Origin of the sequence: Bradyrhizobium sp. BR 10261 (assembly GCF_019455395.1) — a bacterium.
Taxonomy (GTDB): Bacteria; Pseudomonadota; Alphaproteobacteria; order Rhizobiales; family Xanthobacteraceae; genus Bradyrhizobium; species Bradyrhizobium manausense.
This window is the reverse complement of sequence record NZ_JACOFQ010000011.1, coordinates 60,678-83,246: the sequence shown is the minus strand read 5'-3', so window position 1 is coordinate 83,246 and position 22,569 is coordinate 60,678. Positions and strand designations below refer to the sequence as shown.

Here is a 22,569-nt window from a genome sequence, read left to right as displayed (position 1 = left end):
ATCGTTGACGTCCTGGCCCCAAGTGACCCGGAAGCACAACAGGAATCGCGGAAACGCCGCCGTCACGTCAGCTTAAGCCCATGCTCAACAGTCTGGATCTCGAAGGCCGTCCTGAGGATACCAGGGTCGTCGTTGCCATGTCGGGCGGCGTCGACTCCTCGACGACGGCTGCGCTGTTGAAGGCGGAAGGATACGACGTCGTCGGCATCACGCTGCAGCTCTACGACCATGGCGCGGCCACCCATCGCAAGGGCGCCTGCTGCGCCGGCCAGGACATCCACGACGCCCGCGACGTCGCGGCCAAGCTCGGCATTCCGCATTACGTGCTCGATTACGAGGACCGCTTTCGCGAGTCCGTCATCGACAACTTTGCCGATAGCTACGCGCTCGGCGAGACGCCTGTGCCGTGCATCGAGTGCAACCGATCAGTCAAATTCCGCGACCTCTTGAAGACCGCGCGCGAGTTAGGGGCGCAGGCGCTCGCCACCGGCCATTACGTCGCCTCGCGCCGCCGCGATGACGGCTCGCGCGCGCTGGTCTGCGCTGCCGATAGCGACCGCGACCAGAGCTACTTCCTGTTCGCGACCACGCAAGAGCAGCTCGACTTCCTGCGCTTTCCGCTCGGCGACATGACCAAGCCCGAGACGCGCGAGCTCGCGCGCCGCTTTGGCCTTAGCGTCGCCGACAAGCACGACAGCCAGGACATCTGCTTTGTGCCGACGGGCCGCTACACCGACATCATCACGCGCCTGCGTCCGAACGCGATGGACCCCGGCGACATCGTCGATCTCGACGGCCGCGTGCTCGGCCAGCATCACGGCATCGCCAATTTCACCATCGGCCAGCGCCGCGGCCTCGGCATCGCCGCTGCCGCGCCGTTCTACGTGGTGCGCCTCGATGCCGCCAACCGCCGCGTCGTCGTCGGTCCCCGCGAGGCGCTGAAGATGCACCGCATCACCCTGCGCGACGTCAACTGGATCGGCGGCGGCGATATCGACAGCGTCATCGGAGGCGGGCTCGAGCTGTTCGTCCGCGTGCGCTCGACGCGCAGCCCGCAGCCGGCCTGGCTGCGCGGCGCCGATGGTACTTACGAGGTCGAGCTCGTCGCCGGCGAAGAGGGTGTCTCGCCGGGACAAGCCTGCGTGTTCTACGACGCAGCCAGCGGGCAGGCGCGCGTGCTCGGCGGCGGCTTCATTCAAAGCGCAGCCGCGAAGGTCGCGAGCAACACGGCGAGGCCGCTGGTGGAAGCGGTTCGCGGCTAAATCTTCAGGGCAGGGGGCATGGCAGCAGACATCTCGCGGGCCGGGGTCGAGAAGGCCTATGGCCGCTGGGCGCCGGTCTATGATCTCGTGTTCGGCAAGGTGTTCGATGCCGGCAGGCAGTCGACCATCGCCGAGGCCGACCGCATCGGCGGCCGCGTCCTCGACGTCGGCGTCGGCACCGGCCTCTCGCTGTCGGATTATTCGCGCACCACAAAAGTTTGCGGCGTCGACATTTCCGAGCCGATGCTGCGCAAGGCGCAGCAGCGCGTGCGGAGCCTGCGTCTCTCCAATGTCGAAGTGCTCTCGGTGATGGACGCGAAGAACCTCGCCTTCCCCGACAATTCCTTCGATGCGGTGGTCGCGCAATATGTCATCACGGCGGTGCCCGATCCCGAAGGCACGCTCGACGAGTTCGTGCGCGTGCTCAAGCCGGGCGGCGAGCTGATCCTGGTCAACCACATCGGCGCGGAAAAGGGTCTGCGCAAGCTCTCCGAGCTGGCCTTCGCGCCGCTCGCGCGCCGCCTCGGCTGGCGCCCGGAATTCCCATGGGCCCGCCTCGTCAATTGGGCCGCCAAGCACGGCGGCGTCACGCTGGCCGAGCGCCGCCCGATGCCGCCGATGGGCCATTTCTCGCTGATCCGCTACCACAAAACGTAATGTTCGGCAGTGGGAACAGCGCGCGCGCCTAGCGCGTTTCCTTCCCATGCGTACGACATCAAACATCATCTTTGCGGGTCTCGTGATCGCAGCCTTTGGGCCGGCGATCGCGCAGGCCCCGCCCGCCCCGGCGACGCCGCCGCAAGCGACCGCGCCGCCATCCCCGCAACACGCCGCCGCCGACTGCGCCCCGCAGGACCGTCAGAACCGGGCCACCCCGCCCGACGGCACCACCACCGGGCAATCGAGGGAACCGCTCGGCGACAAGCTGGCCAAATCCGAAGGCGTGCTCTGCCCGCCCGCCGGCGTCGACCCCGAAATGCACGCCCCGGCGCCGTCAACCGACGGCAAAATGCCGGTCATCCCGCCCCCCGGCAGCCCCGGCGGCGACCCCAATGTGAAGCCGAAATAGCCAATTTTTTCGCCTCAGGCGCCCTTCGCCTCTCCCCTCCGGGGAGATGCCGGAATCCGCGCTTGCGCGGATTCCGGGTGAGGGGGCCCATCCACGAGTCCAGTGCCGGAAAGGCCAGCTTTCCCGCGGACTTGTCGCGCCGAAGCCTCGGCGAAGGCGGAAGCTTTTCGGATTGACTTCCCACCGCCCCCTTCCTTATATGCCGCGCGTTCGCGAGATCGGCCGTATCAGGCCGCCGCGATCGGCTCGTGGCGGGGTAGCTCAGCTGGTTAGAGCACGGGAATCATAATCCTGGGGTCGGGGGTTCGAGTCCCTCCCCCGCTACCAAACAATTACGTGGAATCAAATACTTGCTGCATCATGCGCGGGATCGTATGCCCGCCTCACCGATTTCGTAGCACTTCGGTAGCACTGTTGTTCGATCGCAGACAGCAATCTAATCCTTGAATTTCCGGTTCTTCTATTCTGGATCGGTTAGGGCGACGATCGAGTTGAAGTTGCCGGATCTCCTGCATGATCTCAGCCCAACAACCGTTGTGGGGACTTTTTGGTCGCTACCTTCGCGGTTTCTGGATCCACTGGGCCTTTGGGCGTACGAACAGCTCCGACTGCGGCGTTTTTTTCTTTTCGTACGGGGGCGTGGTCCTCAAGGATTCGATTGCTCACATCAGCGAAGTCCGGGGCCTTAACAAATTCGAGGCCCGATCAGTCACGCATTCTTCAGATCCCAGACGACCAAAGAGATTTGCGGTCGGGCGATAAGGGGGTGAGAATCCCTCCCTCTCCGCCATCCGACCGAAGACCTCGGGAAACCCGACAAAATAGGGCTATTTTCGCAGAACCGGCGAACCCCTGTGTAGCACCCTTGTGGAGCACCCAGCCTACACCGCTTTTGAGTCCTTCGCCCAAACGAATCCTTGCCGATTGTTCTGCGTTCATAATTCGTTGGTTCGATGCAGCTTCGAATCAGGCTTAGCCCTCGCCGTGCGTTGGATCCGGGTAATGTAGGGTAGGCAGACCTTATTCGAATCCTTCGCGCCAAAAAACAAAAAAAAAAGTCCCCGCCGGAAATGAAAGTCGAGAGGCCGGAACCCAACTATGCCTCCGGCCTTCTCAAGCTGAATACTTCGCCCGCTCCAGCCCGCAACCTTCGGAGGCGTCTACATGTCCCGCGCACGCCTTGCCGCAATGCGCTCGGGAGCGCCCGACCCGGCTCGGTGGATCGTCATCAGCATGCATGGCATCCCGGACTGGGCCAGCGCGGGCGAGCTCCGCACCACGCAGGTTCCGTTTAGGGTCGCGGACGCCGAGGGTCAGGTTGCCGCCGTACGACAGGGACTGGGGATCACGACGCTGCCGTGTTTCGTCGGAGATGCGGACCCGCTGCTGGCGAGAGTGCCGGGCAGCGACCTTCACACGTACGGCACGCTTTGGCTTCTCACGCAGGGGGAGACCCGCAAGACGAAGCGCGTGCGGCTTTTCACGGAATTCCTGGCCAGCAGGCTCTCCACTTACGCTCCTCTTCTTGCAGGGCTGACGAAGACCAATCCTTCGACGAAGGTGCGGCGGACTCGGTCGGTGTAACGACCATTGCACAGACCCAGCGGAACACGTGGACAAGCGGTAGCTCTAACGATTGCGAATCCCTGACCCATGCTAACCGCCGGGAACGAGCGGGCGGCCGGAAGGATTCGTCTCGGCAGGAGCAAATCTCGATGCTGATAACGAAGGAACGACGATCGGCGACCCGGACGCTCCGGGGCTGGGCGATATCGGTGCTGCAGGAGGCAGGCGCCATCCACGAATGTGAGGAGCACGGCTGGGCCAAGGACCGTGCCGACCCGCACGCCCGCGAGCGCGCCGTAGAGCTGGCCCGTCGCGATCCTCCGGCCGGCGTCTCCGTCGGCGAGGCCCTCGCGGAAGTTCGAGACGTCTTGGACGGGATCGGCGACACCTGCCCGGAGTGTTCGAACGGGGATTGCTGAAGCTACGATGACGCTCGCGACGCTCCATAATCGAAGGGTGGCATCGCTCGAATGAGGCCGTGACCTACTAGTTCTCCGGCACACCCGCAAGGCGCAGACCATGATAGGACTTTTCGTAGATCCATAGCTCTCGACCAGCCTTGGTTGCCCCATGCGCTAATCGAAGAGCTCGGCGAGAGTTGTTGGAGTCGCTGAGCAGCGTTTCTCGCTGCTTCAAAGTCGCCAAGATACGCTGTCGCAATGACTATGGCGGTCCAGCCACAGACCCATCGTGGCATCTCATGAGCTGTTCGACGCGCGCACTCAAGAGCTTCTTCGTATTTCCCCTTCGCGATGTAGGCGTAAGCGAGGGCGCCGTGCGCAAATCCGAGCTGTAGGTCCAGCGGACTCAACGTTATGGAACGCAAAGAATGGTCTATGGCACTGTCGAGAGCTCCCACCCCACTCCGAACGTGACCACTGGAGCTTGGCTTCACCGGCGCGCGGCTGATCTCGGCCTGTGTGATGGAGACCTCGATCGCACCTACGACCCTCAAAGTCACCTCGTCCTGCAACGCGAACACGTCGTCTAGCGCGCCATCTATCTTGTCGGCCCACAAATGCGCGCCAGTGGCCGTTTCGACGAGCCGGACAGTGACGCGTATGCGCTCACCCGCCCTGCGCACGCTGCCTTCCAAGACATAGCGCACGCCGAGTTCTCGCCCGATCTGCTTGATGTCAACTGCCTTGTTCTTATAGTTGAAGCTCGAATTTCGGGCGATAACGAATAACCACTCGAAGTGCGACAGCGCCGTGATGATGTCTTCCGCTATGCCATCAGAAAAATAATCCTGCTCGGGATCAGCACACATGTTTCTAAACGGCAGCACCGCGATCGACGGCCCGCCGGGCGGCGGGAGAGGCTTGGTGGCTTCCGCGATTGCCGCGCTCGCGGCCGATATCAACCCGGCAGGACGCGTCCCATAAAGCCGCACCGGTCGGTCAATATTCCGCAATGACCTCTCGCCGAGATCGTAGAAGGCGAGTCTGGTTTTTCCGCGGACTTGCTCAAAAGCGCTGCCAGACAGGCACACGCCGCCCGGCTCGCATTCGTTCTCGACGCGGGCTGCGACATTGACGCCATCGCCGAAAATATCGCTGCCTTGGACAATGATATCGCCAACGTTGATACCGATCCGAAAAGTGATCTTTGGCTCTGTGCGCCCGCTACCTGCCCTCATCTGATCCTGCAAGACCAGCGCGCAGGTCACCGCGTCAACGGCGCTGGCGAACTCTATAAGCATCCCGTCGCCGGTGGTCTTAACGATGCGGCCGTAGTGCGCAGCGATGATTGGATCGACCACTTCGCGACGGAGGGATTTTAGGACGGCGAGAGTTCCGACCTCGTCGGCGCTCATGAGTCGCGAGTAGCCCTCGACATCTGCCGCCACTACCGCAGCCAGCCGCCGTTCGATACGTTTACCTGGCACGAAGCGCCTCGTTTTCGTCCCCGGCGGCCAGCAAACCAATTTTGGAAAGCTGAGCGCACCGCCCAACTCTCGCCCTGTCGCAGCCAGAGTGTTCATTGCCTTCTGAAAAAGTGGCTCTCCAAGAGGTTCGATAGACCGGGGCTGCGCTTGTCGATCGCTTCTGCCCTGCGCGAGGGAGCTGTCGTCGCTCTGGCCTGTCAGGATCGCGATAGGTCATGACCGGCGCGCCTCGGCGACGGCCAGCGTGTCGATGTACTGGCGGAACTCGGTGATCTTGCCGTCCTTAACGATCCAGACATGCGCATAGCGGGCTTCGACCTTTTTGCCCGTCGCGCCGTGTACCCCCGTGAAATCGCCGAGCGACACGACCGTGTTGCCCTCCGTAATGAATTCGGTGGGGACGAGCGCAAAGCTTGACCACTCCGCCACCAACGGCTTGAACAGACCTTCGGCCACGCGCTGGGGCCCGCGGCCATCGACCTTATAGTGCCACATCGTGATCCATTCGATGTCGGGCGCCATCAGGCACAGCGCGCCTGGCGCATCGCCGGCCGCCAATCTGTCGTAGAAGCTTCGAACGATTGCGGTGGGTGTGGTCACGTTAGATCTCCTGAAAAGGCGGCACGACGCGGCGTGTCGGGATGTCAGCCGACGTGCTTGGCGAGAAAGTCGCGCATCGCTGCCGCGATCTCGCTTGCGTGGGTTTCGAGTGCGAAGTGACCGCTGTCGACGAAGCGGACGTCGGCCGAAGGCACGTCCCGCTTGAATGCTTCGGCACCGGGCGGAATGAAGAACGGGTCGTTCTTGCCCCAGACGGCGAGGACGGGCGGCTGATGTTGGCGCAGATAGGCTTGGATCGTATCGTACAGCGCCACGTTCGATCGATAGTCGAGTAAGAGGTCGAGCTGGATCTCGTCATTGCCTGGTCGCGCCAGATAGAAATCGTCCAGATTACGCCCGTCGGGCGGGACCCGGCTCGGGTCCGCCACGCCGTGCGTATATTGGAAAAGCGTCGTCTGCGGCGCCAGGAAGCCGCGCAGCGCGTCCCGGTTGGCCTGGATCGGTTCGTTCCAGTAGGTTCGGACTGGTGCGAAGGCGTCGGATACGCCCTCAAGATAGGTATTGCCGTTCTGGGTGACGATCGCGGTGATCCGCTCGGGGTGCTTCACCGCCAGTCGGAAGCCGACCGGAGCCCCGTAGTCGAAGACATAGATCGCGAACTTGTCCAGCCCGAGGACTTCGGTGAAGCGGTCGATCACCTTGGCGATGTTCTCAAATGTGTAGGTGAATCGATCGCGTGCCGGCTGCTCGGTCATGCCGAACCCGGGCAGATCAGGTGCAACGACGTCATAGCGATCGTCGAGTTGCGGAATCAGATCGCGGAACATGTGGCTTGCGGTCGGGAAGCCATGGAGCAGCAGAACGGTAGGCCGGGACGGATCACCGGCCCGACGGTAAAAGACCTCGAGGCCGTCGACATCGATGGCTTGGAAACTGAGTGGCATGTGGATTTCCTGAAGCTAGATTAGAGTTCGCAAGAGAACTGGAGTGCGCCGGTTCACCCGTTCAGCGACAGGAGAGCGAGCACCTGTCGAATGCATCTATCGGTCAGCGCAGTAGAGGCATGACTTCAACGTAGCGACGGGTAACCCTGCCTATAGACCCAATCTGTGGCCTGGGCGGGAGTGTGACAGGGCAGACAATCGCTGTGGTAGTCAGTCGCGGTAGTGCGGGTGGGAGCCCCCACGTCGAAATGGGACCATCCCCAACCGTCGCCCCACAAGGGATTGCCGGGGTGCCGTTTGGTGGAATCCTTCACCAAAACGAACCAACCGTTGAGCTTGTCCTGGTGGCTCGCCGTACCCGAGGTCATGGTATCCGTGCTTGCCTCGAACTGCTCCTTGACCAGCACGGTCCCGTCGGGAAACTTTCCAGTCTTTTTGAAAGCCTCGCGTGTTCCTGGCGATGCGTAGACCGCGTGGATCTGCTTGGCGCCAGGTTTGTCGTCATCCGCCACCGACCAACTGCCCAGATATTCGTAGAGCTCGCGATAGTCGCCCGGGACGTGCAGGTTGCCGGCGGCATCCTCCACGTTCGAAGACTTCGCGGGCCGCTCGTCGGCTGCAAGGACGAGCGCCACGGAGGCGCTGAAGGCGAGTGCGACCGAGACGACAAACAAACTCCTACGATTCATACGATGCTTCCTTCAGCGTTTTCGGTTTGGGATCCAGCAGTCGCCTCTCGGCGTCGCGGCGTGAAAGCGCGACGGCCTGCGTAGGAACGCCGCCTGTTGTCCGGAACGCTAGTCAGGCGCTCGCCGATCTCAAAATCGATTGTTCCGATTGGAGCATCGAACTTTCCCATAAATGGATTGGCGTCAGATTCTTCTGGACGATGCCGTTCAGGTTCAGCTTGTTGAAGGCGCAGACGCTTGGGCCCCTTCGCACGCATGCGTAGGCAGAGCTGTGCGGGCGTCTACCAGATGCTGCCTCCTGCCGGAGCTTGGTCCGTCATTACTAGGCTGTCGACAAGATGGTTGGTAAGCTCGTTGAGCACGCGGGAATTGCTCCGCTGCCCTTGTGAATAAGCCAGTTCGACTGCAGGCAACTGAGGGAGACTTCGTCCGTGAGGGACGATCTTAAGCGGGGGCTTGACCAGTGCGCGAGCGAGCACGGTAATTCCCATGCCGTCTATCGCCGCCGATTTGAGACTGTCGAAGCTGGGGCCGACAAAACTGATATGGCTGGGTGAACCGTGAGTTTTCAGAGAAGCGAGGGCGCAACGACGATACGCACAGCCGTCCGGAAACAATACCAGCGGTATGGAGTCCATCTCATCGCACTCGAAATTCGGCCCGGAAACCCACACCAACTGCTCGCGCTGAGCCACCGTGCCGAGCTTGGCGCCCATGTCCTGCTTGAAGAAAGCGAGGTCGAGTTCTCCGCGCGTGCTTCGTTTCTGCAATCCTTCCGACTGGTTGGCTTCCACCTCCAACCCGACCATCGGGTACTTCGCTTTGAACTGCGCGAGCCAGGCCGTGAGGTCGCGACCGAAGAAATCGAGCGGAACACCCAGGCGGACGAAACCATCGAGAGGTTCTTCCGACATCAACCGGCAGGCCTCGTCGTTAAGTTGCAGAATTCGTCTTGCATACTTTACTAGACGGTCTCCGTGCGGAGTGAGTTCCAAAACCTTGCCTTTGCGACGCGACAGCAATGGCTGACCTATTTGCCCTTCCAGTTTCGCGATTTGCGCACTGATGGTGGACTGAGACCGACCGACGATTTCGGCGGCCCGGGAAAAACTCATCGTATCCGCCACGACAAGAAGCGTGCGGAGACAGTCGATATCGAGGTTCATAGCCATCTCCATGATTGCTGTGCCGATCGCGGTCATTCATGCGTCGCCGATTTACGCAAGGATACATCGCGCCTTGGAGCGCGTCGGCTCGCTCGCTACCCGCCCCGTTCTGAGAGAGCTTCTGTCCGCACGATCGGGAAATCTATGTCGGTCTCAGCCACCTTGTTGAGGTAGTTCGTGAAGACGTTCTCGGCCACCAAGGCTACGATTTCGACGATCTGTGCGTCTCCGTAGCCGGCGAGCCGCACCGCGGACAGGTCGGCATCGCCGACATGACCACGCTTGCGAACCACTTTCGCCGCGAACCTCACCGCCGCATCCGCCTTCGGATCCTTGGATGCGCCCATTCGATTGAGGGCGATCTCCTCCGGAGGCAGCTTGGCGAAATTGATCGCGAGATAGCTGTGGGCCGACAGGCAGTAGTCGGAACCGTTGACTTGAGCCACCGCAAGAGCGATCCGTGCGCGTGTCTTGGAGTCCAGGGTCCTGGACAATCCGTCCTGAAACGCGACGAACGCTTCGAGTGCGACCGGGCTGCTACCGATCAGACGCGACAGATTAGGCACGACGCCGAGCTTCCGATAAATGTTGTCCAAGGTGGGTTTACTGGCTGCAGGCGCACCGTCGCGGGTCGATATTCGCAAGCGGGACATGATCTCTCCTTACAAGTTCATCCCAATTTCCTTCCGGATGGCGGGCGCAGCCGCAAAGCACCGCCCGCCATCGAGCCTCTTTTCCGAGGAGCGTTCGTACGCGGCAACTATTGGTGGGCTCGGCTTGCGACCGACTCGACGCGTCGGCGCGTGTCGCCCATCATCTCTCCCATCTGCTCGATCACTGCGTAGCGGACGTGCGTCGGCGCAGTATCCGCGTCGCCGGATTGGAACGGAGGGGCGGGCGCATATTCTAGGGCCAACTGCACGCACTGTGCGGCATCCTCACCGCGCAGTTCGGCGATCAGCGTCAGCGCGAAGTCGGCGCCGGCGGTGACGCCACCGCCCGTCAAGATGTTGCCGTCGCGAACGACGCGGGCTTTTTCGGGGATCGCACCGAATGCCGGCAGCAGGTCGAGCCACGCCCAGTGCGAAGATGCTCGACGTCCCCTAAGCAATCCGGCCGCTCCGAGGATCAGAGATCCGGAGCAAACAGAGGTCACGTAGGTCGCGGTGCTCGCCAGCCGGCGCACGGCCGACATGAAGCGGGCATCCTCCATGGCGTCGATGCAGCCGAGCCCGCCGGGGACGCAGAAAACGTCGCAGCTACCGATGGTTTCCAGATCGGCCAGCTTTGTGAAAGAGAGTCCGTGGGAAGTCACCGGCGTTGCTCCGATCGACGCGACGATCACCGTGATGTCAGGAATCATGGTCAGAAACTGATGAGGCGCGGTGAAGTCGAGCTGAGTTACTTCGTTGTAGACGGGAATCACGACGGTGGTCATTGATACCTCCTCAAAGCCGTGCTCTTTGACGGCGGGACTGTTGTCGGATGGGTTGCGTGTGTCTCAAACGGGGACGCGAAGATTTGGTCATCGCCCATTCGGGTATCGAACGCGGCAACGAATTCGTCGCTCACGAACAAACCTTGAAGCGATCTGCGCCGACGCGAGGTCCGGCCAGCGGAAGGCTGAAGGCCATCCGCCGGCCAGGCCGATACCTCGATCAAGCCGCTTTCCTGGTGTGAAGCTCCGGAAATGACGGGTCCAAGTCTGTTTTGAAGGTGTTGTTGAACAGATTGGTGATGAAGCTGAAGGCGGTCTCGGCGACGATGTCGATGATCTGCGCTTCGGTAAAGCCCGCAGCGCGAACGGCCGCGAAATCCGCATCCTCGATGTGACCGCGCGATTTGGCGACCTTGTAGGCGAACTGTAGCGCGGCATCGGCCTGGGGATCGGTGGAATGACCCTCGCGATTGAGCTCCATGTCCTCCTTGGTCAGACCGTTCAGCTTGCCGGCCAGATAGCTGTGGGCCGTCAGGCAGTAGCTGCAGCCGTTCACTTCGGCGGTCATGATGTGCAGGCGTTCGCGGGTCTTGTGGCCGATGCTCTTGCCGAGCGTCGCGTGCATATCCGCAATCGCCTTCAGGGCATCGGGCGACTGGGAGATCAGAGAGAAGAAGTTCGGCACCACGCCGAGAACCTTCACGTAGTTCTCAAGGATCGGTTGGGACTTGGTGGGGGCCTGTTGAATGGAAGGGATGGGGGCGCGAGCCATGAGGTTTCTCCTTTGCAACCGAGCCACCTTGGCTTCGGTGAGGAGAACATCGGATGTTTCATTGGAAAGAATAATCCGGTAAGAATGGAAGTGTCTCTTTCATGCTGTGGAAGGGGAAGCGGGGCCGTCGTGACCATCCTCTCATCCCAGCTTCGATAGGGCCGATCGCAGCTGGCTGGCGGCAAAGTCCAGAAAGACCCGCATCTTGAGCGGCAATTGCCCGCGTGCTGCGTGGACGAGGTGGACGGGAATGGGTTCGACATCGAACTTCTGCAGCACCTGGACGAGCTTTCCGGATCGAAGCTCATCGGCGCAATGATAGCGGTACACTCTGGTGAGGCCGGTGCGCCGGACTGCGGCCTGAACGGCGGATTCGGCGGCCGTGACCGATAGACGCGGAACGATGTCGACTCCAAATTCGCGCTTGTTCGCGGGATTCCGAAAGGACCAGATTGCGGAGGAAGGGCCAGTGAAGATCACACAGGGCAGCCTTTGTAGATCCTTCGGGTGTTTCGGAACGCCGTGAGCCGCCAGCAGGTCCGGTGAGGCGCACACCACCGTGTCCATAGCCCCGACGCGCGTCGCGATCATGCTGCTGTCCGGTAGTTCGCCCAGACGCACGGCCATATCGACGTGATCGTCGTATAGATGAAGGTTTCTGTCCGACAGAAGGAGCCGAACGTTGATTTCGGGATAGGCCGCTAGGAAGTCCGTGACGATGGGCAGAATGTACATCTGACCGAACAGGAGCGGCGCCGTCAGAACGAGCTCGCCGCGGGGAGTGGTGTACTCGCTGGATGCCGCTCTTTCGACTTCTTCGATTTCCTCCATGATGCGCTTAATCGAAGCAACATAAGACTGACCCGCGTCCGTCAGGGTGAGCTTGCGCGTCGAACGCTGCAGCAGCTTGGTCCCGAGATAGGCTTCGAGGTCGCTAAGTTTCCGGCTGAGCGTCGGCAGCGGCATGTTCAAGGCTTTGGCCGCCCCCGTCAGGCTGCCTTTTTCGACCGTCTGCAGCACGATCGACATCGCTTCCAGCCTATCCATCCCTGACTTTCATTTATTGGAAGCCACAATCTCTGAAACGAGAGATTATTTTTCCCTGCGCAACATTGCAAGGTGCGCTCAACAGTCCGCTCGCGCTGAAAGCGGGACTGCTGACGGAGTATCGATCATGACAACAACAGCATTGCTCTCCGCCGCGGCGCGTCTGGTTGAACGTGTTCTTCCGAGCCACGCGGATCTCTGCACGGAGTTAGGCAGAAATCGGACTGCCTGCGTCGGCGTCAGGGCATTCGTGGCTCTTGCGGCCACCATTATGCCGCCCGGTAGCCTGGCCGCGCAGGACCTGATGGCCATCGCGTACTTGAACGTGGTCGTTCTCAATTCCACCGCCTACCGCCTGAGTTCGATGCGACCCGTCCGGATCTTTCGCGTCGGCGTCTTGAGGTCAGTGAAGGACGTTCTCAGTGCAACGGAGGCCGCGCTTCACTTTCCATGGAATTTCGCCCGCGTCCGTTCTCTACGGTCAATGCGCGCGGACGCGGCCGGCGGGCGCTAGGCCGCAGACGCACATGACACACGATTCCCATGACGTAGGTTCAGGAGCGATAGATCTGGATGAAGACGTGAGCTTCGCGGTGTACGCGGCCGCCCTCGCGTTCAACAAAGCATACAAGTCGCTGCTTCATCCGCTTCGTCTGACGTACCCCCAATTTTTGGTGATGATCGTGTTGTGGGGGCGCGACAACGTCACCGTCAACGAGCTAGGCACTCGGCTCTTCCTCGATTCCGGCACTCTAACGCCCCTTCTGAAACGGCTGGAAGCCGCGGGGTATCTCCGCCGCAAGCGAGATCCGACCGACAACAGGCAGGTCCGCATAACTCTCGCTGATTCCGGACGGGCGCTCGAACCTGCGGCGAAGAACGCCTCTGAGAAACTCTCGCGTGCTATCGATCTCGGGACGGAACGCACGATCTCTCTAAGGCACGCGTTGGCGACGCTGCGTCTAAAACTCGGTCGAGCGACCAATAATGCGTCATGAAGACGCCTGGCAGCAGAGAGTCAGTGATCCCAAATGCCCTCGACCATATCGACGAGGATCGTGCGTATGAGCGCCTCGTCTTCGACGAGCCGCCGCCGAGAAGCGCCTCGGCCGCCGCGCGACCGAGTCCGTCCGTGCTGCCCGTGATGAATACAGTCGCCATCAAGCCGATTTCCGCCGCGCTCCCGTCGCCGGCCTTTTCGCCGTCGCTTCCTTCGCCGCCTTCTTCCCCTCGATCGACATCAGCATTTCCTTCTGGCCGGTCGCCGCCTTTCGCGGCTTCTTGGCGGGCTTTGCGGCCTTCGCCGGCGCGGCCTCCTTGCCGACGGATCGGCGCAGCGCCTCCATCAGATCGACGACGTTGGTCGATGCTGGGCGCTCCTTCGGCGTGATCGGCTTGCCGGCGCGCTTCTGGTTGATGAGGTCGATCAGCGCGGTTTCGTAGTGGTCCTCGAACTTGTTCGGATCGAACCGCCCCGCCTTTTGACTCACGATGTGCTTGGCGAGATCCAGCATGTCTTTCGTGACCTTCACGTCCTGGATCTCGTCGAAATATTCCCGCTCGCTGCGCACCTCATAAGGATAGCGCAACAGCGTGCCGACCAAGCCCTTGTCCATCGGCTCGAGAGCGATGATGTGCTCCCGGTTGGTCAGCACCACGCGACCGATGGCGACCTTGTTCATCTCGCGGATGGTCTCTCGGATCACCGCGAAGGCGTCATGCCCGACCTTGCCGTCGGGACGGATGTAGTAGGGGCGGATCAGATAGCGCGGATCGATGTCGGTCCTGTCGACGAACTCGTCGATCTCGATGGTCCGCGTGGACTCCAGCGCGATCTCCTCGAGCTCCTCCTTGGAGACCTCGATGAACTGATCCTTCTCAAGCTGGTAGCCCTTGACGATGTCCTCGTTGGGCACTTCGTCGCCGGTGTCGGCGTCCACCTTGAGATACTTGATCCGGTGGCCAGTCTGCCGGTTGAGCTGGTTGAAGCTGATCTTCTCGCTCTCCGACGTGGCCGGATAGAGCGCCACGGGGCAGGTGACGAGCGAGAGTCGCAGGAAACCTTTCCAGTTCGCGCGGGGGGCCATGGGTACGCAACGCTCCAGGGTACGGGACACGGACTCAAGACGAACGGGGCGGCGCGGTTCCGACACCGCCACGGGCCGTCCACGGAATTCCGCCTGCCCCTGCAGCGGCGCCCGCGAAACAGAGCGCCGGCGCTTGACTCTCGTGAACAAAATGAGAACATAATCTGATGACCGCTACGCCCGAGCCCTCCAGACCGGCCACTTTCGACCTGGAGGCCGCCGCCGACCAGGCCATCGCGGCCTGCGGCGGAGACGCCCGGGAGGCGGTCAAGGCACTGCTCGTCGCCGTCGACTTTCTCGAGGCCGAGACCGACGAGCTCCGGACGAATGTGTCGAAAGGCTACGCCCGGGGACGGCTCCCAGGGGCGCGCGAACGCAAGGATGAGGCAGATGTCTGAAGTGACCTACTATGTCGCTCTGCCGTTCGTTTTCTCCGACGACGGCATGGCCGCCGGCGAGGCGGCGGAATGCCTGAGCGCCAATGCCGCGGTGATGCGGGCCGAGGCGCTGGCGCGCAAGCCCGGACACGCCGGCGCCGTCGCGTTCAGCCGCAGCGGGGCCCCCGCAACCGGGGACTTCGGCGACGCGAAGCTGATCCGGAAGTTCGGGGACGTGCCGGACGATCTGAGCGCCTTGTGAAGCCCGACTAACCCGGGAGCGAATGCTCAAGGAAGAAGCGCAGCATCTCCCTCGTCGCGTCCGGCCCGCGGGGATCGGTGTACGAGCCGGCGGGACTGCCGCCCGACCAGGCGTGGCCGGCGCCGTGAACATTCCAATGCTCGGAGACGGCGCGCCCGTCCGCGTCGGCAAGGTTGGTGCGGGTGTAGGCGTGCCCATGGGGCACCCGTCCGTTGCTCACCTTCGCTTTCAAGCCTGCCGCCTTGGCGGACTGCTCGACAATCCGGTCGCCGTTGTTCGGATGCACCGTGGTGTCGCGGTCGCCATGGAAAACGATGGTCGGCACTGGCGGTCCACCAGCGGCAATTTTAGACCCGCCGCCCTGACGCATGGCGACGAACGCTGAGGGAAGATCGCTTGCCGCCCCGCAGGCGAGGCCGGAATGGATCCCGACGGCCGCGTACAGATCGGCGTGGGTCGCTGCCATGATGGCGGCGGCCGCCCCGCCGGCCGACAGACCTGCGACGTAGACCCGCTTCGGATCGATCGGATAGTCCAGTATGATTTGGCGAGTGATGCCTGCGATCAGCGAAGGCTCCCCGCCCTCCCGCTGCTGGTCGCCCGTGCGAAACCAATTCCAGCATTTCGCCTGGTTGGCTTCATTGGGCTGCTCCGGATAGACCACGAAGCAATTCCGCTCTTCCGCCAGGAAATTCATCCGGGTGCCTGCCGCGAAGTCGTCCGGCGACTGGGTGCAACCGTGAAGCATGACCACCAGGGGAAGCGGTTTTTCCTGCGAGTGGCTAGGGACGAACAGCTTGTAGTTCCGGCTGCCATTCGCGTTGCGGAAGGTGCCGGCGATGAACCTCGTGCCTTCGGGTGCGATATCCGTCGTGGCAGGCGGAGCGCGGGTCATCGGACCACGCAGGTTGAGTCCGGGGAAGTCTTTCAAGCGATCGAACCGGGCGATGCTTTTGCGTTGCAAAGGAGCGGGAGAAACCCGGGTGGTTCGTCGGCTTTCCTTCTCCTCGACGACGTTGGCCTTCACGTCGATGGTCGGCGGCTCGAGCCGAGCTGGCGCGACGCGGGCAGTCCTGTCCGACGGCTCGGAGGCGCTCTCGCCGCGGAGCATGCGCTGCAGGAGCGCGGTGGCCTCGGCCAGGTGGCCCGCACGTGTGAGGCGCGTAGCCTCGGAAATCATGTTCTGATTCAGCATCGCGTTCACCTAGTTCTGTCGGAGAGTGCGGCCTTGACCGCGGGAGTGGCGTGAAGGGCCCCGAGCACCGAGACCGAAGCAATGGTGGCGCGGGCCAGCTCGGGGGTGACGTCCGGGGCGATGGTCGCGAGACCCAGCACGTTGATGTGCAGCATCTCGCCGGCGCGCCGCGCCGCTTCGAGATCCTCGCGGCTGTAGTTGCGCAGCCCCAAGTCCAGGCTCTTTCGGACCGTCGACTGCTTCACGACGTCCGCGTGGCGTTCGAGCTGGTTGCGGATGGCCGTCCGGATGAAATCCGTGCGGTTCGAATAGAACCCTTCCTGCACCATCAGATCGACCTGACCCAGATCGACATAGCCAAGGTTGATCGTGATCTTCTCAGTATCGGGGATCCGGGATCGCAGCTCGCGGACATTGTCGGCCATGAAAGCATCCATTTCTACCATCCAATGGGATGGCGCATGGATGTCAAATGGATTGCTCCGGGGCCACTTTCAAGGGGCGGATAAAAATCGATTAGCCGGGGGCCGGAAGTTCGTCGGCCGGCCTCGGCTCGCGCCGACGTTCGGCGTGCGGCGCCGCGAATGCCGCAGCCGGGTACGCGGCGCCAGAGATCAATCGGCGGTACGCGCTTTCATACTCGCGCGCCATTCGGTCCGCGGAGAAGCGTTCCTCGAAGCGGGCACGTACTTTTCGTCTGTCGAGCCGGCCCAGATCGCCCACGGCCCTGACAGCCTGCTCCTCGTTCTCGACGATGAAGCCCGTCACGCCGTCCTCGACGACCTCGGGCACGGAGCCGGAGCGGTAGGCGATCACTGGCGTCCCACAGGCCATCGCCTCGATCATGACGAGGCCGAAAGGCTCCGGCCAATCGATCGGAAACAGCAGGGCCGCGGCCTCGGCGAGGAACGGCTGCTTCTTCGCCTCGTCCACCTCGCCGACGAGCTGGACCGCCAGACCGTCGATGTGGGGCTCAAGTTGCTTCTTGAAGAAGACGGTCTCGCCGCGCGGAATCTTGGCGGCGATGCGCAAGGGCATTCCGGCGGCGCGCGCGATGCGGATGGCGTCCTGGGGCCCCTTTTCCGCGGTCAGGCGGCCGAGGAACGCCAGATAGGATCCCTGATCGAAAGACGGGCGAAAGTTGTTCGATGGCAGTCCGTGCGGGATCGTGGCGATCCAATTCGCCTCCGGCAATGGCAGACGCTGATGGTCCGATATCGACACGAAGCCGGCGCCGGGAAACTGCCGCAGCACATCGGAAAGGCCCGGCAGGTCGAGCCGGCCATGCATGGTGGTCACGAAGGGCACGCCGAGCCGGCTGAGCAGCGGAAGCGGCAGCCAGTCGATGTGCGCGTGGATCACGTCGAAGTCTTTTGCGCGCTTTGCGATCGCTTCCAGCAGCACGGCGCAGGCGGCATTTGGATCGGCGCCCTTTCGTCCGAGACGCAGCGCGCGCGGCCACACGGCATGAAGCTCGCCTTTCGTCCGGGAGTCGCCGCTCGCGAACAGCGTGACGTCGTGGCCGAGCTCGACCAGCTCATCCACCAGCCACGCCACGACCCGCTCCGTGCCGCCGTAGAGCTTGGGAGGGACGCTTTCCGCCAGGGGAGCAAGTTGAGCGATGCGCATCGATGCCGACCCTCTAGACCGAAAACATCGAGCGGAAGAGCAGCACGACGGCCGCGGAGGCGAGTTCTGAGACGGCCAGCAACGTCCAATCCGGCCTGGCGCTGTCGACCGCAGCTCGCCTGACGAGCCCCTCCATCAGCCTCAACATTCGTCTTCGGGAAGGCGCTCAAGGTAAGCCAGGCCGAATCCCGTGAGTTCTTCGGCATCGCTCACACGCGCTTCCCATTTCCCTTGCAGATGACGCTCCAGCAGGCAGCGGCGGGTGTCGGCAGCATCGACGTCGCGATGCCTCGCTAGGTAGAGGGACCAGACCGTATGTACCGCCGTGCGCAACGGGACGTCGTCGACCATGTTCGGCTCCGACGAGAACAGACCTCGCCGGATGCCAACTCGTCTCCGAAGATGAAGTTTCTACTTTTTCCCGAAAAGTCGGGTCCCCGTCGAGCCGAGTCAGCCCTTTCGATAGGATCGACAACCGGCCTCGGCGCCAGAGCCGGATTTTTCTTAGCCGGCGGGCGGAGCGGGCTGTCCGCCCTTTTTTGGGCGGCGGGGTCGTGCAGCGGATCCTCCTCGCAGGCGGGGCAGACGTATCGCTCGCCGCCCCGGCCCGTCTCGTCGGGGACAAGCTTCATCGCCTTGCCATTTATCTCCAACCCCGACTTTCCGCGCCGCGTGGCCGAAGGCCTGCCGTTTATGCCAGACGACCAAGCGGCGTGGTTCGCGCAAGGACCAGAAGGGTATCTCGATTACCCGGCCATTGCGGACCGCCAAGCGCCGTTCATCCCAGTTGCGCGTACACCGCGAGCGCCCGGCTAGGCTCTGGTACCCAGTAGCTGCGAGACGGCGGCAGCCAATTGCGCCGGCGCAAAGGGCTTCTGGATCAGGACGCTGCCGTCGACGCCCTGCGATTGCCAGTCAGGCGCGCTGGCGCTCGTCATATAGACCACAGGAAAGCCAGGCGTGATTTCCCTGATCTGCCGCGCCAGCTCCCAGCCGCTGATGCCGTCACCTAGGTTGATGTCCGTCAGCAGGACCCGACATCCCTCGCGGCCATCGCAAAAGGTGCACATGGCCTCCTCCCCCGAGTGGACCGAACAGGCCTCGAAACCGCCGTCGGACAAGGCGTCCTCGACGAAGCTTGCGATCAGAGCTTCATCCTCCACGACCAGAACACGAACGGCATCACTCACTTTCAAATCTCCTCGGCGACCGACCCGGGTCGTCTCGCGTGCGGCAGTGCGCTAGTCGCAGTCCGGCGGAAGAGCGACCTCCGCCGTCAGCCAGCCAGGCAACGTAATGAGCCGTGTCAAGCCACCGGCACACCGTAATAGGCGTTCACCGAGCGCGTCGTCGCCGGGTCGCTCCAATTCCAACTGCTCTCGTCGGCGTATTTGGGGGCGCTGCGGAGCTGGTCCTGGGAAATGCCGGTGACTACATAGCCGCCGAGGTTGGTGTCGTATTTCAGCGTCTGCCATGGCAGCGGATAGTGATCGTCGCCGATGCCGAGCAGGCCGCCGAAGCTGAGCACCGCGTACGACACCTTGCCGCTGATCTTGTCGATCATGACGCGCTCGATGTAGCCGACCTTTTCGCCCTTCGCGTCGTACGCGTTCGTGCCCTCGACCTTGTCGCTGCCGATCAGGCTGAACGTCTCGCGATCTTCCATGGTCATGTTGACCTCCTGGGTGTTGTCTTCGGGAATCAACGGGGCCACGATGCCTCTGTTCCTGGCACAATCCGGGGCGAAAAGTTGATTTCCCAAGGATGAAGCGGCCGGATCGGATGACGCGCCGCAATGTGCCGGACGAAGTCGGCGAGCGGAGTTAGAGCATGGAGCTGACCGATCTGGAGCGGGATTTTCTGAGGAAGCTCCTCGGCGAATCCTGGGTCAGCCCGCCGACGTTCGACCATGAAATCGTGGCGCGGCTCGTGGAGCTTGGTCTCGTGGAAACCGAACCGCTTCCATCCTGAGATATCGAGTATCGCATCACCGGGGCCGGACGGGCGGCGGCTACCGCGTGAACCACAGATCGGCGAGCCGCGGGCAGATCGGAGGAACGATAGCCTTGCCGCCCTATTGAACTGCAGGGACCGTCGCCCGCCGTTGAACTACGGCGCCTGTCGCGGATAGCCAAAGGTCTCACGACCCGCTATTCAGAACTAGCGCTCGCGAGGATAGCCAAAGGCGGCGGCCTCTCGGACTTCCGTGTTCTCGAAGCCACGGGCATAGGCACCCGCGCAGCCCGCGCGAGGTCCACCCGCACCCTCCTTATCTGCCCCTCAGCGAGAGGCTGATCCGCGTTACGATGTCGTCCCAGTCGCGCTCTTCGTTCGCCGGGTAGTTGATCAGGACGCAGTGAATCAATCCACTTGAGAAGTTGCACCGGTCGTACCAGACCTTGTCGCCCTTATAACTGGACACCGCGAAAAACCGAGGCGTCGTTCGCTTGTACTGAATGCGCGCGGGCGGATGCTTCTTTGCGAGAAATGCAGCTGGTGAATCGTTCGAGACGTTGGGCGTGGCCTGTATCGTAAGGTCGGCTCGGCCGTCAGCAGTCCTAAATCGCTGTCCGTAGCCGTCCGGCCGGCCCGCCTCTTCGGTAAAGATCGAGGCCGGAAAATCGACCGAGGTACCTGTCTGCGGGATGGAGTAGGTGGTCCATCTCGCCGGTTGAGCCGAGACCATGGAGGTCGTGACGGCAAGTCCAAGAACGAGCGCCGACACCGTCGATTTCATCGCGTCTCTCCAACACTATGGAGGCCGATCCGGAAATCACTTCTGGCCCGACGGCGCCTGGGCATTCGAATTGTTCGGGTTCTGCTTGTTAGCCTCATGATGGCCGATCGCGCAGCCGGCCGCCGCGCCGAGCTTGCCATGACCGGCCATGTGGCCGGCGACGCCGCCGACGATGGCGCCCTTGATGCAGCCCTTGGCGTCCGCGCCGGAGGCCGATGCCAGCGCCATTGCGGCCACGCATGCCGCCTTGAAGATCCATTTCATGAGCGTTCTCCGGGCTCGGTTTCCGCGAAATCAATTCGATCCGGAGGCGGTCGTTCCCGTTGCGGGCACGTTCCTGACGGCAGCTCCGCGATTCACTCATCGGCAGCGAACTCGGTCTCGTCGGCGAGAGCGACCCAGCCGTCTCGTCGAGGAGCAAGTCGCGGGCTTCCGAGTTTTCCATCTGTTGGAGCGAAATCGTCCATGCCTGGAGAGGTCATGCGCGGGGTCAGGGAGAGCAACCGGTCCAAGAGGTCCCCCTTCCTCCGCGACGCGATGGTCGACGTGCAGATTGCCAGCCGCGGCATTCGCAGCAGGCGGGTCCTGTTTGCGATGCGGCAGGTCCCCCGCGAAATTTTCCTTGATCGGCGGTTCGCGGAAGCCGCGTACGAAGACATTGCCGTACCGATTCCGAAAGGGCAGACCATCTCTCAGCCCTACATCGTCGCCAAGATGCTCGAGGCTGCCGCGATCGCCAAATCGGACCGGGTTCTGGAGATCGGCGCGGGTTCGGGTTACCTGGCGGCGCTCGCCGCCAAGCTCGGGCGGGAGGTTTGCGCGCTCGAGCGCCATGAGGCATTGGTGCAGCGCGCCCGGTCGCGCCTTCGGCATCTCGGCTGCCGCAACGTAGATGTGCGTCATGGCGACGGGACCGCAGGATGGCCGGAAGGCGGCGAGTTCGACGTGATCCTGGTGTCGGCCGCCGGCGCGCAGACGCCCGCGGTCCTGAAGGCTCAACTAGCTCCGTCGGGACGACTGCTCATCCCGCTCGGCGATCCTGACGGTGTGCAGTGGCTGACGAAGCTGACACGCGAGCCGGACGGTAGGTTCGTCGAGGAAAGGATAGAGGAGGTCCGCTTCGTTCCTCTGATCTCCGGCTGAAAGCCCGCGCCATCTCAAATGGCGCGAAAAAGGCCGCCCGGAGGCGGCCAGTTTTTGATCTTCGCTTCTTCTGCTTACTTCTTGAGGGCGTCAGCGGCGTCCCGCGCCGCATCTTTCACGTCCCCGGCGGCATTGTGGGCGGATCCCTTGGCCTTATCGATCTTGCCTTCGGCTTCCATGTCCTTGTCGCCGGTGAGCTTGCCGGCACCTTCTTTGATCGCGCCTTTTGCCTTGTCGGCGGCGCCCTTCACATGTTCGCGGTCCATAATCGTATCCTTTGCTGTCCGGAAGATCAGAACAACGAAAGTGTTGCCCAGGGGTTCCTCGCAGAACAAAGCACGGTGTTTTCAACGAACACTCTGAACGAGCCCTTGGCCGAGCAACCTGGGGCATTCGCAATGTCGGCTATTGGCGGCAGGACCGGATGCGCGGCCATGCATGTTCCAATCGCCCCCGCGCTGACGATCAGCCGCCGCTGCAACGACGAATGCAGACCGGATGTGAATCGGCGCCGAACTAAGCCCCTTGAACTAACGGTAGCAATTCATTGTAGCAAATACCGGATTCTGCATCGGGTGGGGTCCCAATCGGCGCCGATCGTAACCCCACCCCGATTGGCCTTTCTTAATTGGCTTCAGAGCATTATTGCCGAGACTTGCAGCTGCTTGACCCCGCGCCGATTCACAGCCCGGACGTTGCAGTCGAGGTCCGAACAAAGGCGGGCCGCCTATTTCAGG

At 62.5% G+C, this 22,569-nt stretch carries 30 protein-coding genes, 1 tRNA gene and 1 pseudogene; 12 read left to right on the top strand and 20 right to left on the bottom strand.

Features of this window, described 5'->3' with window-relative positions:
* Positions 1–80: 80 nt before the first annotated feature.
* The 6 genes and pseudogenes from mnmA (at position 81) to HYH07_RS15020 (ending at position 4,316) form a co-directional block, all read left to right on the top strand.
* Positions 81–1,262, top strand: coding sequence for a tRNA 2-thiouridine(34) synthase MnmA (gene mnmA / locus HYH07_RS15045; RefSeq protein ID WP_220003196.1), 1,182 nt, complete (start codon positions 81–83; stop codon positions 1,260–1,262).
* A gap of 18 nt (positions 1,263–1,280) precedes the next feature.
* Entirely contained in the window at positions 1,281–1,919 is a 639-nt protein-coding gene (locus HYH07_RS15040; protein WP_220003195.1) for a class I SAM-dependent methyltransferase, read from the top strand.
* 46 nt (positions 1,920–1,965) lie between these two features.
* Positions 1,966–2,331, top strand: a complete 366-nt coding sequence (locus HYH07_RS15035) for a hypothetical protein (protein ID WP_220003194.1) — start codon at positions 1,966–1,968, stop codon at positions 2,329–2,331.
* Between the two features lie 250 nt (positions 2,332–2,581).
* Positions 2,582–2,658, top strand: a tRNA-Met gene (locus HYH07_RS15030).
* 813 nt (positions 2,659–3,471) lie between these two features.
* A pseudogene (locus HYH07_RS15025) lies at positions 3,472–3,915 on the top strand (LysR substrate-binding domain-containing protein); the annotation flags it as partial.
* A 131-nt stretch (positions 3,916–4,046) separates the two neighbouring features.
* Entirely contained in the window at positions 4,047–4,316 is a 270-nt protein-coding gene (locus HYH07_RS15020; protein ID WP_220003193.1) for a hypothetical protein, read from the top strand.
* Between the two features lie 2 nt (positions 4,317–4,318).
* Here the strand turns inward: HYH07_RS15020 and HYH07_RS15015 are convergent, their stop codons facing one another.
* The 9 genes from HYH07_RS15015 to HYH07_RS14975 form a co-directional block, all read right to left on the bottom strand.
* The gene (locus HYH07_RS15015; RefSeq protein ID WP_312016669.1) at positions 4,319–5,785 is read right to left on the bottom strand and encodes an adenylate/guanylate cyclase domain-containing protein; all 1,467 of its coding nucleotides are present in this window, start codon (positions 5,783–5,785) and stop codon (positions 4,319–4,321) included.
* A 213-nt stretch (positions 5,786–5,998) separates the two neighbouring features.
* Positions 5,999–6,385 (bottom strand): nuclear transport factor 2 family protein, encoded by a 387-nt coding sequence (locus HYH07_RS15010; protein ID WP_220003191.1) that lies wholly within the window; start codon positions 6,383–6,385, stop codon positions 5,999–6,001.
* 44 nt (positions 6,386–6,429) lie between these two features.
* A complete protein-coding gene (locus tag HYH07_RS15005) occupies positions 6,430–7,290 on the bottom strand; it encodes an alpha/beta fold hydrolase (RefSeq protein WP_220003190.1) in 861 nt (286 codons plus the stop codon).
* 125 nt (positions 7,291–7,415) lie between these two features.
* Complete coding sequence (locus HYH07_RS15000) at positions 7,416–7,979, bottom strand: cytochrome P460 family protein (RefSeq protein WP_220003189.1); 564 nt, start codon at positions 7,977–7,979, stop codon at positions 7,416–7,418.
* A gap of 281 nt (positions 7,980–8,260) precedes the next feature.
* Entirely contained in the window at positions 8,261–9,181 is a 921-nt protein-coding gene (locus HYH07_RS14995) for a LysR substrate-binding domain-containing protein (protein WP_228749555.1), read from the bottom strand.
* Between the two features lie 59 nt (positions 9,182–9,240).
* Positions 9,241–9,798, bottom strand: coding sequence for a carboxymuconolactone decarboxylase family protein (locus HYH07_RS14990; protein WP_220003188.1), 558 nt, complete (start codon positions 9,796–9,798; stop codon positions 9,241–9,243).
* A gap of 107 nt (positions 9,799–9,905) precedes the next feature.
* Positions 9,906–10,583, bottom strand: a complete 678-nt coding sequence (locus tag HYH07_RS14985) for a DJ-1/PfpI family protein (protein ID WP_220003187.1) — start codon at positions 10,581–10,583, stop codon at positions 9,906–9,908.
* A 220-nt stretch (positions 10,584–10,803) separates the two neighbouring features.
* Complete coding sequence (locus HYH07_RS14980; protein WP_220003186.1) at positions 10,804–11,382, bottom strand: carboxymuconolactone decarboxylase family protein; 579 nt, start codon at positions 11,380–11,382, stop codon at positions 10,804–10,806.
* Between the two features lie 114 nt (positions 11,383–11,496).
* Entirely contained in the window at positions 11,497–12,384 is an 888-nt protein-coding gene (locus HYH07_RS14975) for a LysR substrate-binding domain-containing protein (RefSeq protein ID WP_312016668.1), read from the bottom strand.
* Between the two features lie 145 nt (positions 12,385–12,529).
* Between HYH07_RS14975 and HYH07_RS14970 the strand changes: the two genes are divergently transcribed.
* Together HYH07_RS14970 and HYH07_RS14965 are read left to right on the top strand one after the other, a co-directional pair.
* Positions 12,530–12,916 (top strand): hypothetical protein, encoded by a 387-nt coding sequence (locus tag HYH07_RS14970; RefSeq protein ID WP_220003184.1) that lies wholly within the window; start codon positions 12,530–12,532, stop codon positions 12,914–12,916.
* Between the two features lie 13 nt (positions 12,917–12,929).
* Positions 12,930–13,400, top strand: a complete 471-nt coding sequence (locus tag HYH07_RS14965; RefSeq protein WP_220003183.1) for a MarR family winged helix-turn-helix transcriptional regulator — start codon at positions 12,930–12,932, stop codon at positions 13,398–13,400.
* Between the two features lie 162 nt (positions 13,401–13,562).
* Here the strand turns inward: HYH07_RS14965 and HYH07_RS14960 are convergent, their stop codons facing one another.
* On the bottom strand, positions 13,563–14,489 hold the full coding sequence (locus HYH07_RS14960) for a Ku protein (RefSeq protein WP_220003182.1): 927 nt from the start codon (positions 14,487–14,489) through the stop codon (positions 13,563–13,565).
* Positions 14,490–14,656: 167 nt separating this feature from the next.
* Here HYH07_RS14960 and HYH07_RS14955 point away from each other — a divergent pair, with 167 nt between their 5' ends.
* Together HYH07_RS14955 and HYH07_RS14950 are read left to right on the top strand one after the other, a co-directional pair.
* On the top strand, positions 14,657–14,887 hold the full coding sequence (locus tag HYH07_RS14955; protein ID WP_060910194.1) for a hypothetical protein: 231 nt from the start codon (positions 14,657–14,659) through the stop codon (positions 14,885–14,887).
* Positions 14,880–15,128: a hypothetical protein gene (locus tag HYH07_RS14950; RefSeq protein WP_220003181.1), complete on the top strand. Its 249-nt coding sequence runs from the start codon at positions 14,880–14,882 to the stop codon at positions 15,126–15,128. The genes HYH07_RS14955 and HYH07_RS14950 overlap by 8 nt, the downstream gene beginning before the upstream one ends.
* A 7-nt stretch (positions 15,129–15,135) precedes the next feature.
* Here HYH07_RS14950 and HYH07_RS14945 read toward each other — a convergent pair whose 3' ends face one another.
* The 7 genes from HYH07_RS14945 to HYH07_RS14920 all read right to left on the bottom strand — a co-directional run bounded on the left by HYH07_RS14945 (position 15,136) and on the right by HYH07_RS14920 (position 19,624).
* Entirely contained in the window at positions 15,136–16,323 is a 1,188-nt protein-coding gene (locus HYH07_RS14945; protein WP_220003180.1) for a PHB depolymerase family esterase, read from the bottom strand.
* A gap of 5 nt (positions 16,324–16,328) precedes the next feature.
* On the bottom strand, positions 16,329–16,748 hold the full coding sequence (locus HYH07_RS14940; protein ID WP_220003179.1) for a CopG family transcriptional regulator: 420 nt from the start codon (positions 16,746–16,748) through the stop codon (positions 16,329–16,331).
* A 91-nt stretch (positions 16,749–16,839) separates the two neighbouring features.
* Complete coding sequence (locus tag HYH07_RS14935; RefSeq protein WP_220003178.1) at positions 16,840–17,952, bottom strand: glycosyltransferase family 4 protein; 1,113 nt, start codon at positions 17,950–17,952, stop codon at positions 16,840–16,842.
* Between the two features lie 13 nt (positions 17,953–17,965).
* Entirely contained in the window at positions 17,966–18,100 is a 135-nt protein-coding gene (locus HYH07_RS36595) for a hypothetical protein (protein ID WP_264653567.1), read from the bottom strand.
* Positions 18,094–18,303: a hypothetical protein gene (locus HYH07_RS14930; protein ID WP_028150804.1), complete on the bottom strand. Its 210-nt coding sequence runs from the start codon at positions 18,301–18,303 to the stop codon at positions 18,094–18,096. Before HYH07_RS14930 ends, HYH07_RS36595 begins: the two co-directional genes overlap by 7 nt.
* A 461-nt stretch (positions 18,304–18,764) precedes the next feature.
* The gene (locus HYH07_RS14925; protein WP_220003177.1) at positions 18,765–19,142 is read right to left on the bottom strand and encodes a response regulator; all 378 of its coding nucleotides are present in this window, start codon (positions 19,140–19,142) and stop codon (positions 18,765–18,767) included.
* Between the two features lie 116 nt (positions 19,143–19,258).
* Positions 19,259–19,624: a PRC-barrel domain-containing protein gene (locus tag HYH07_RS14920; RefSeq protein WP_211391507.1), complete on the bottom strand. Its 366-nt coding sequence runs from the start codon at positions 19,622–19,624 to the stop codon at positions 19,259–19,261.
* A 158-nt stretch (positions 19,625–19,782) separates the two neighbouring features.
* Between HYH07_RS14920 and HYH07_RS14915 the strand changes: the two genes are divergently transcribed.
* Positions 19,783–19,923, top strand: a complete 141-nt coding sequence (locus HYH07_RS14915; RefSeq protein WP_220003176.1) for a hypothetical protein — start codon at positions 19,783–19,785, stop codon at positions 19,921–19,923.
* A gap of 298 nt (positions 19,924–20,221) precedes the next feature.
* On the opposite strand, the gene HYH07_RS14910 is transcribed toward HYH07_RS14915, so the two are convergent.
* A complete protein-coding gene (locus tag HYH07_RS14910) occupies positions 20,222–20,689 on the bottom strand; it encodes a hypothetical protein (RefSeq protein WP_028153401.1) in 468 nt (155 codons plus the stop codon).
* A 36-nt stretch (positions 20,690–20,725) separates the two neighbouring features.
* Positions 20,726–20,953 carry a hypothetical protein gene (locus tag HYH07_RS14905; protein ID WP_035681739.1) on the bottom strand — a complete coding sequence of 76 codons (228 nt, stop codon included), beginning with the start codon at positions 20,951–20,953 and terminating at the stop codon, positions 20,726–20,728.
* Between the two features lie 273 nt (positions 20,954–21,226).
* Between HYH07_RS14905 and HYH07_RS14900 the strand changes: the two genes are divergently transcribed.
* Positions 21,227–21,832, top strand: a complete 606-nt coding sequence (locus HYH07_RS14900; protein ID WP_220003175.1) for a protein-L-isoaspartate(D-aspartate) O-methyltransferase — start codon at positions 21,227–21,229, stop codon at positions 21,830–21,832.
* A gap of 74 nt (positions 21,833–21,906) precedes the next feature.
* Here the strand turns inward: HYH07_RS14900 and HYH07_RS14895 are convergent, their stop codons facing one another.
* Positions 21,907–22,098, bottom strand: coding sequence for a CsbD family protein (locus tag HYH07_RS14895; protein WP_028170261.1), 192 nt, complete (start codon positions 22,096–22,098; stop codon positions 21,907–21,909).
* Positions 22,099–22,569 lie beyond the last annotated feature (471 nt).

Coding starts and splice junctions, on each gene's coding strand:
- HYH07_RS14940 (WP_220003179.1), bottom strand. CDS start 16,748: ATGGCCGACAATGTCCGCGAGCTGCGATCCCGGATCCCCGATACTGAG.
- HYH07_RS15020 (WP_220003193.1), top strand. CDS start 4,047: ATGCTGATAACGAAGGAACGACGATCGGCGACCCGGACGCTCCGGGGC.
- HYH07_RS15000 (WP_220003189.1), bottom strand. CDS start 7,979: ATGAATCGTAGGAGTTTGTTTGTCGTCTCGGTCGCACTCGCCTTCAGC.
- HYH07_RS14950 (WP_220003181.1), top strand. CDS start 14,880: ATGTCTGAAGTGACCTACTATGTCGCTCTGCCGTTCGTTTTCTCCGAC.
- HYH07_RS14920 (WP_211391507.1), bottom strand. CDS start 19,624: ATGACCATGGAAGATCGCGAGACGTTCAGCCTGATCGGCAGCGACAAG.
- HYH07_RS15040 (WP_220003195.1), top strand. CDS start 1,281: ATGGCAGCAGACATCTCGCGGGCCGGGGTCGAGAAGGCCTATGGCCGC.
- HYH07_RS14900 (WP_220003175.1), top strand. CDS start 21,227: ATGGTCGACGTGCAGATTGCCAGCCGCGGCATTCGCAGCAGGCGGGTC.
- HYH07_RS14895 (WP_028170261.1), bottom strand. CDS start 22,098: ATGGACCGCGAACATGTGAAGGGCGCCGCCGACAAGGCAAAAGGCGCG.
- HYH07_RS14970 (WP_220003184.1), top strand. CDS start 12,530: ATGACAACAACAGCATTGCTCTCCGCCGCGGCGCGTCTGGTTGAACGT.
- HYH07_RS14905 (WP_035681739.1), bottom strand. CDS start 20,953: ATGAAATGGATCTTCAAGGCGGCATGCGTGGCCGCAATGGCGCTGGCA.
- HYH07_RS14910 (WP_028153401.1), bottom strand. CDS start 20,689: ATGAAATCGACGGTGTCGGCGCTCGTTCTTGGACTTGCCGTCACGACC.
- HYH07_RS14915 (WP_220003176.1), top strand. CDS start 19,783: ATGGAGCTGACCGATCTGGAGCGGGATTTTCTGAGGAAGCTCCTCGGC.
- HYH07_RS15035 (WP_220003194.1), top strand. CDS start 1,966: ATGCGTACGACATCAAACATCATCTTTGCGGGTCTCGTGATCGCAGCC.
- HYH07_RS14975 (WP_312016668.1), bottom strand. CDS start 12,384: ATGTCGATCGTGCTGCAGACGGTCGAAAAAGGCAGCCTGACGGGGGCG.
- HYH07_RS36595 (WP_264653567.1), bottom strand. CDS start 18,100: ATGTTGAGGCTGATGGAGGGGCTCGTCAGGCGAGCTGCGGTCGACAGC.
- HYH07_RS14985 (WP_220003187.1), bottom strand. CDS start 10,583: ATGACCACCGTCGTGATTCCCGTCTACAACGAAGTAACTCAGCTCGAC.
- HYH07_RS14935 (WP_220003178.1), bottom strand. CDS start 17,952: ATGCGCATCGCTCAACTTGCTCCCCTGGCGGAAAGCGTCCCTCCCAAG.
- HYH07_RS14930 (WP_028150804.1), bottom strand. CDS start 18,303: ATGGTCGACGACGTCCCGTTGCGCACGGCGGTACATACGGTCTGGTCC.
- HYH07_RS14990 (WP_220003188.1), bottom strand. CDS start 9,798: ATGTCCCGCTTGCGAATATCGACCCGCGACGGTGCGCCTGCAGCCAGT.
- HYH07_RS14955 (WP_060910194.1), top strand. CDS start 14,657: ATGACCGCTACGCCCGAGCCCTCCAGACCGGCCACTTTCGACCTGGAG.
- mnmA (WP_220003196.1), top strand. CDS start 81: ATGCTCAACAGTCTGGATCTCGAAGGCCGTCCTGAGGATACCAGGGTC.
- HYH07_RS14995 (WP_228749555.1), bottom strand. CDS start 9,181: ATGACCGCGATCGGCACAGCAATCATGGAGATGGCTATGAACCTCGAT.
- HYH07_RS14945 (WP_220003180.1), bottom strand. CDS start 16,323: ATGCTGAATCAGAACATGATTTCCGAGGCTACGCGCCTCACACGTGCG.
- HYH07_RS15005 (WP_220003190.1), bottom strand. CDS start 7,290: ATGCCACTCAGTTTCCAAGCCATCGATGTCGACGGCCTCGAGGTCTTT.
- HYH07_RS14965 (WP_220003183.1), top strand. CDS start 12,930: ATGACACACGATTCCCATGACGTAGGTTCAGGAGCGATAGATCTGGAT.
- HYH07_RS14960 (WP_220003182.1), bottom strand. CDS start 14,489: ATGGCCCCCCGCGCGAACTGGAAAGGTTTCCTGCGACTCTCGCTCGTC.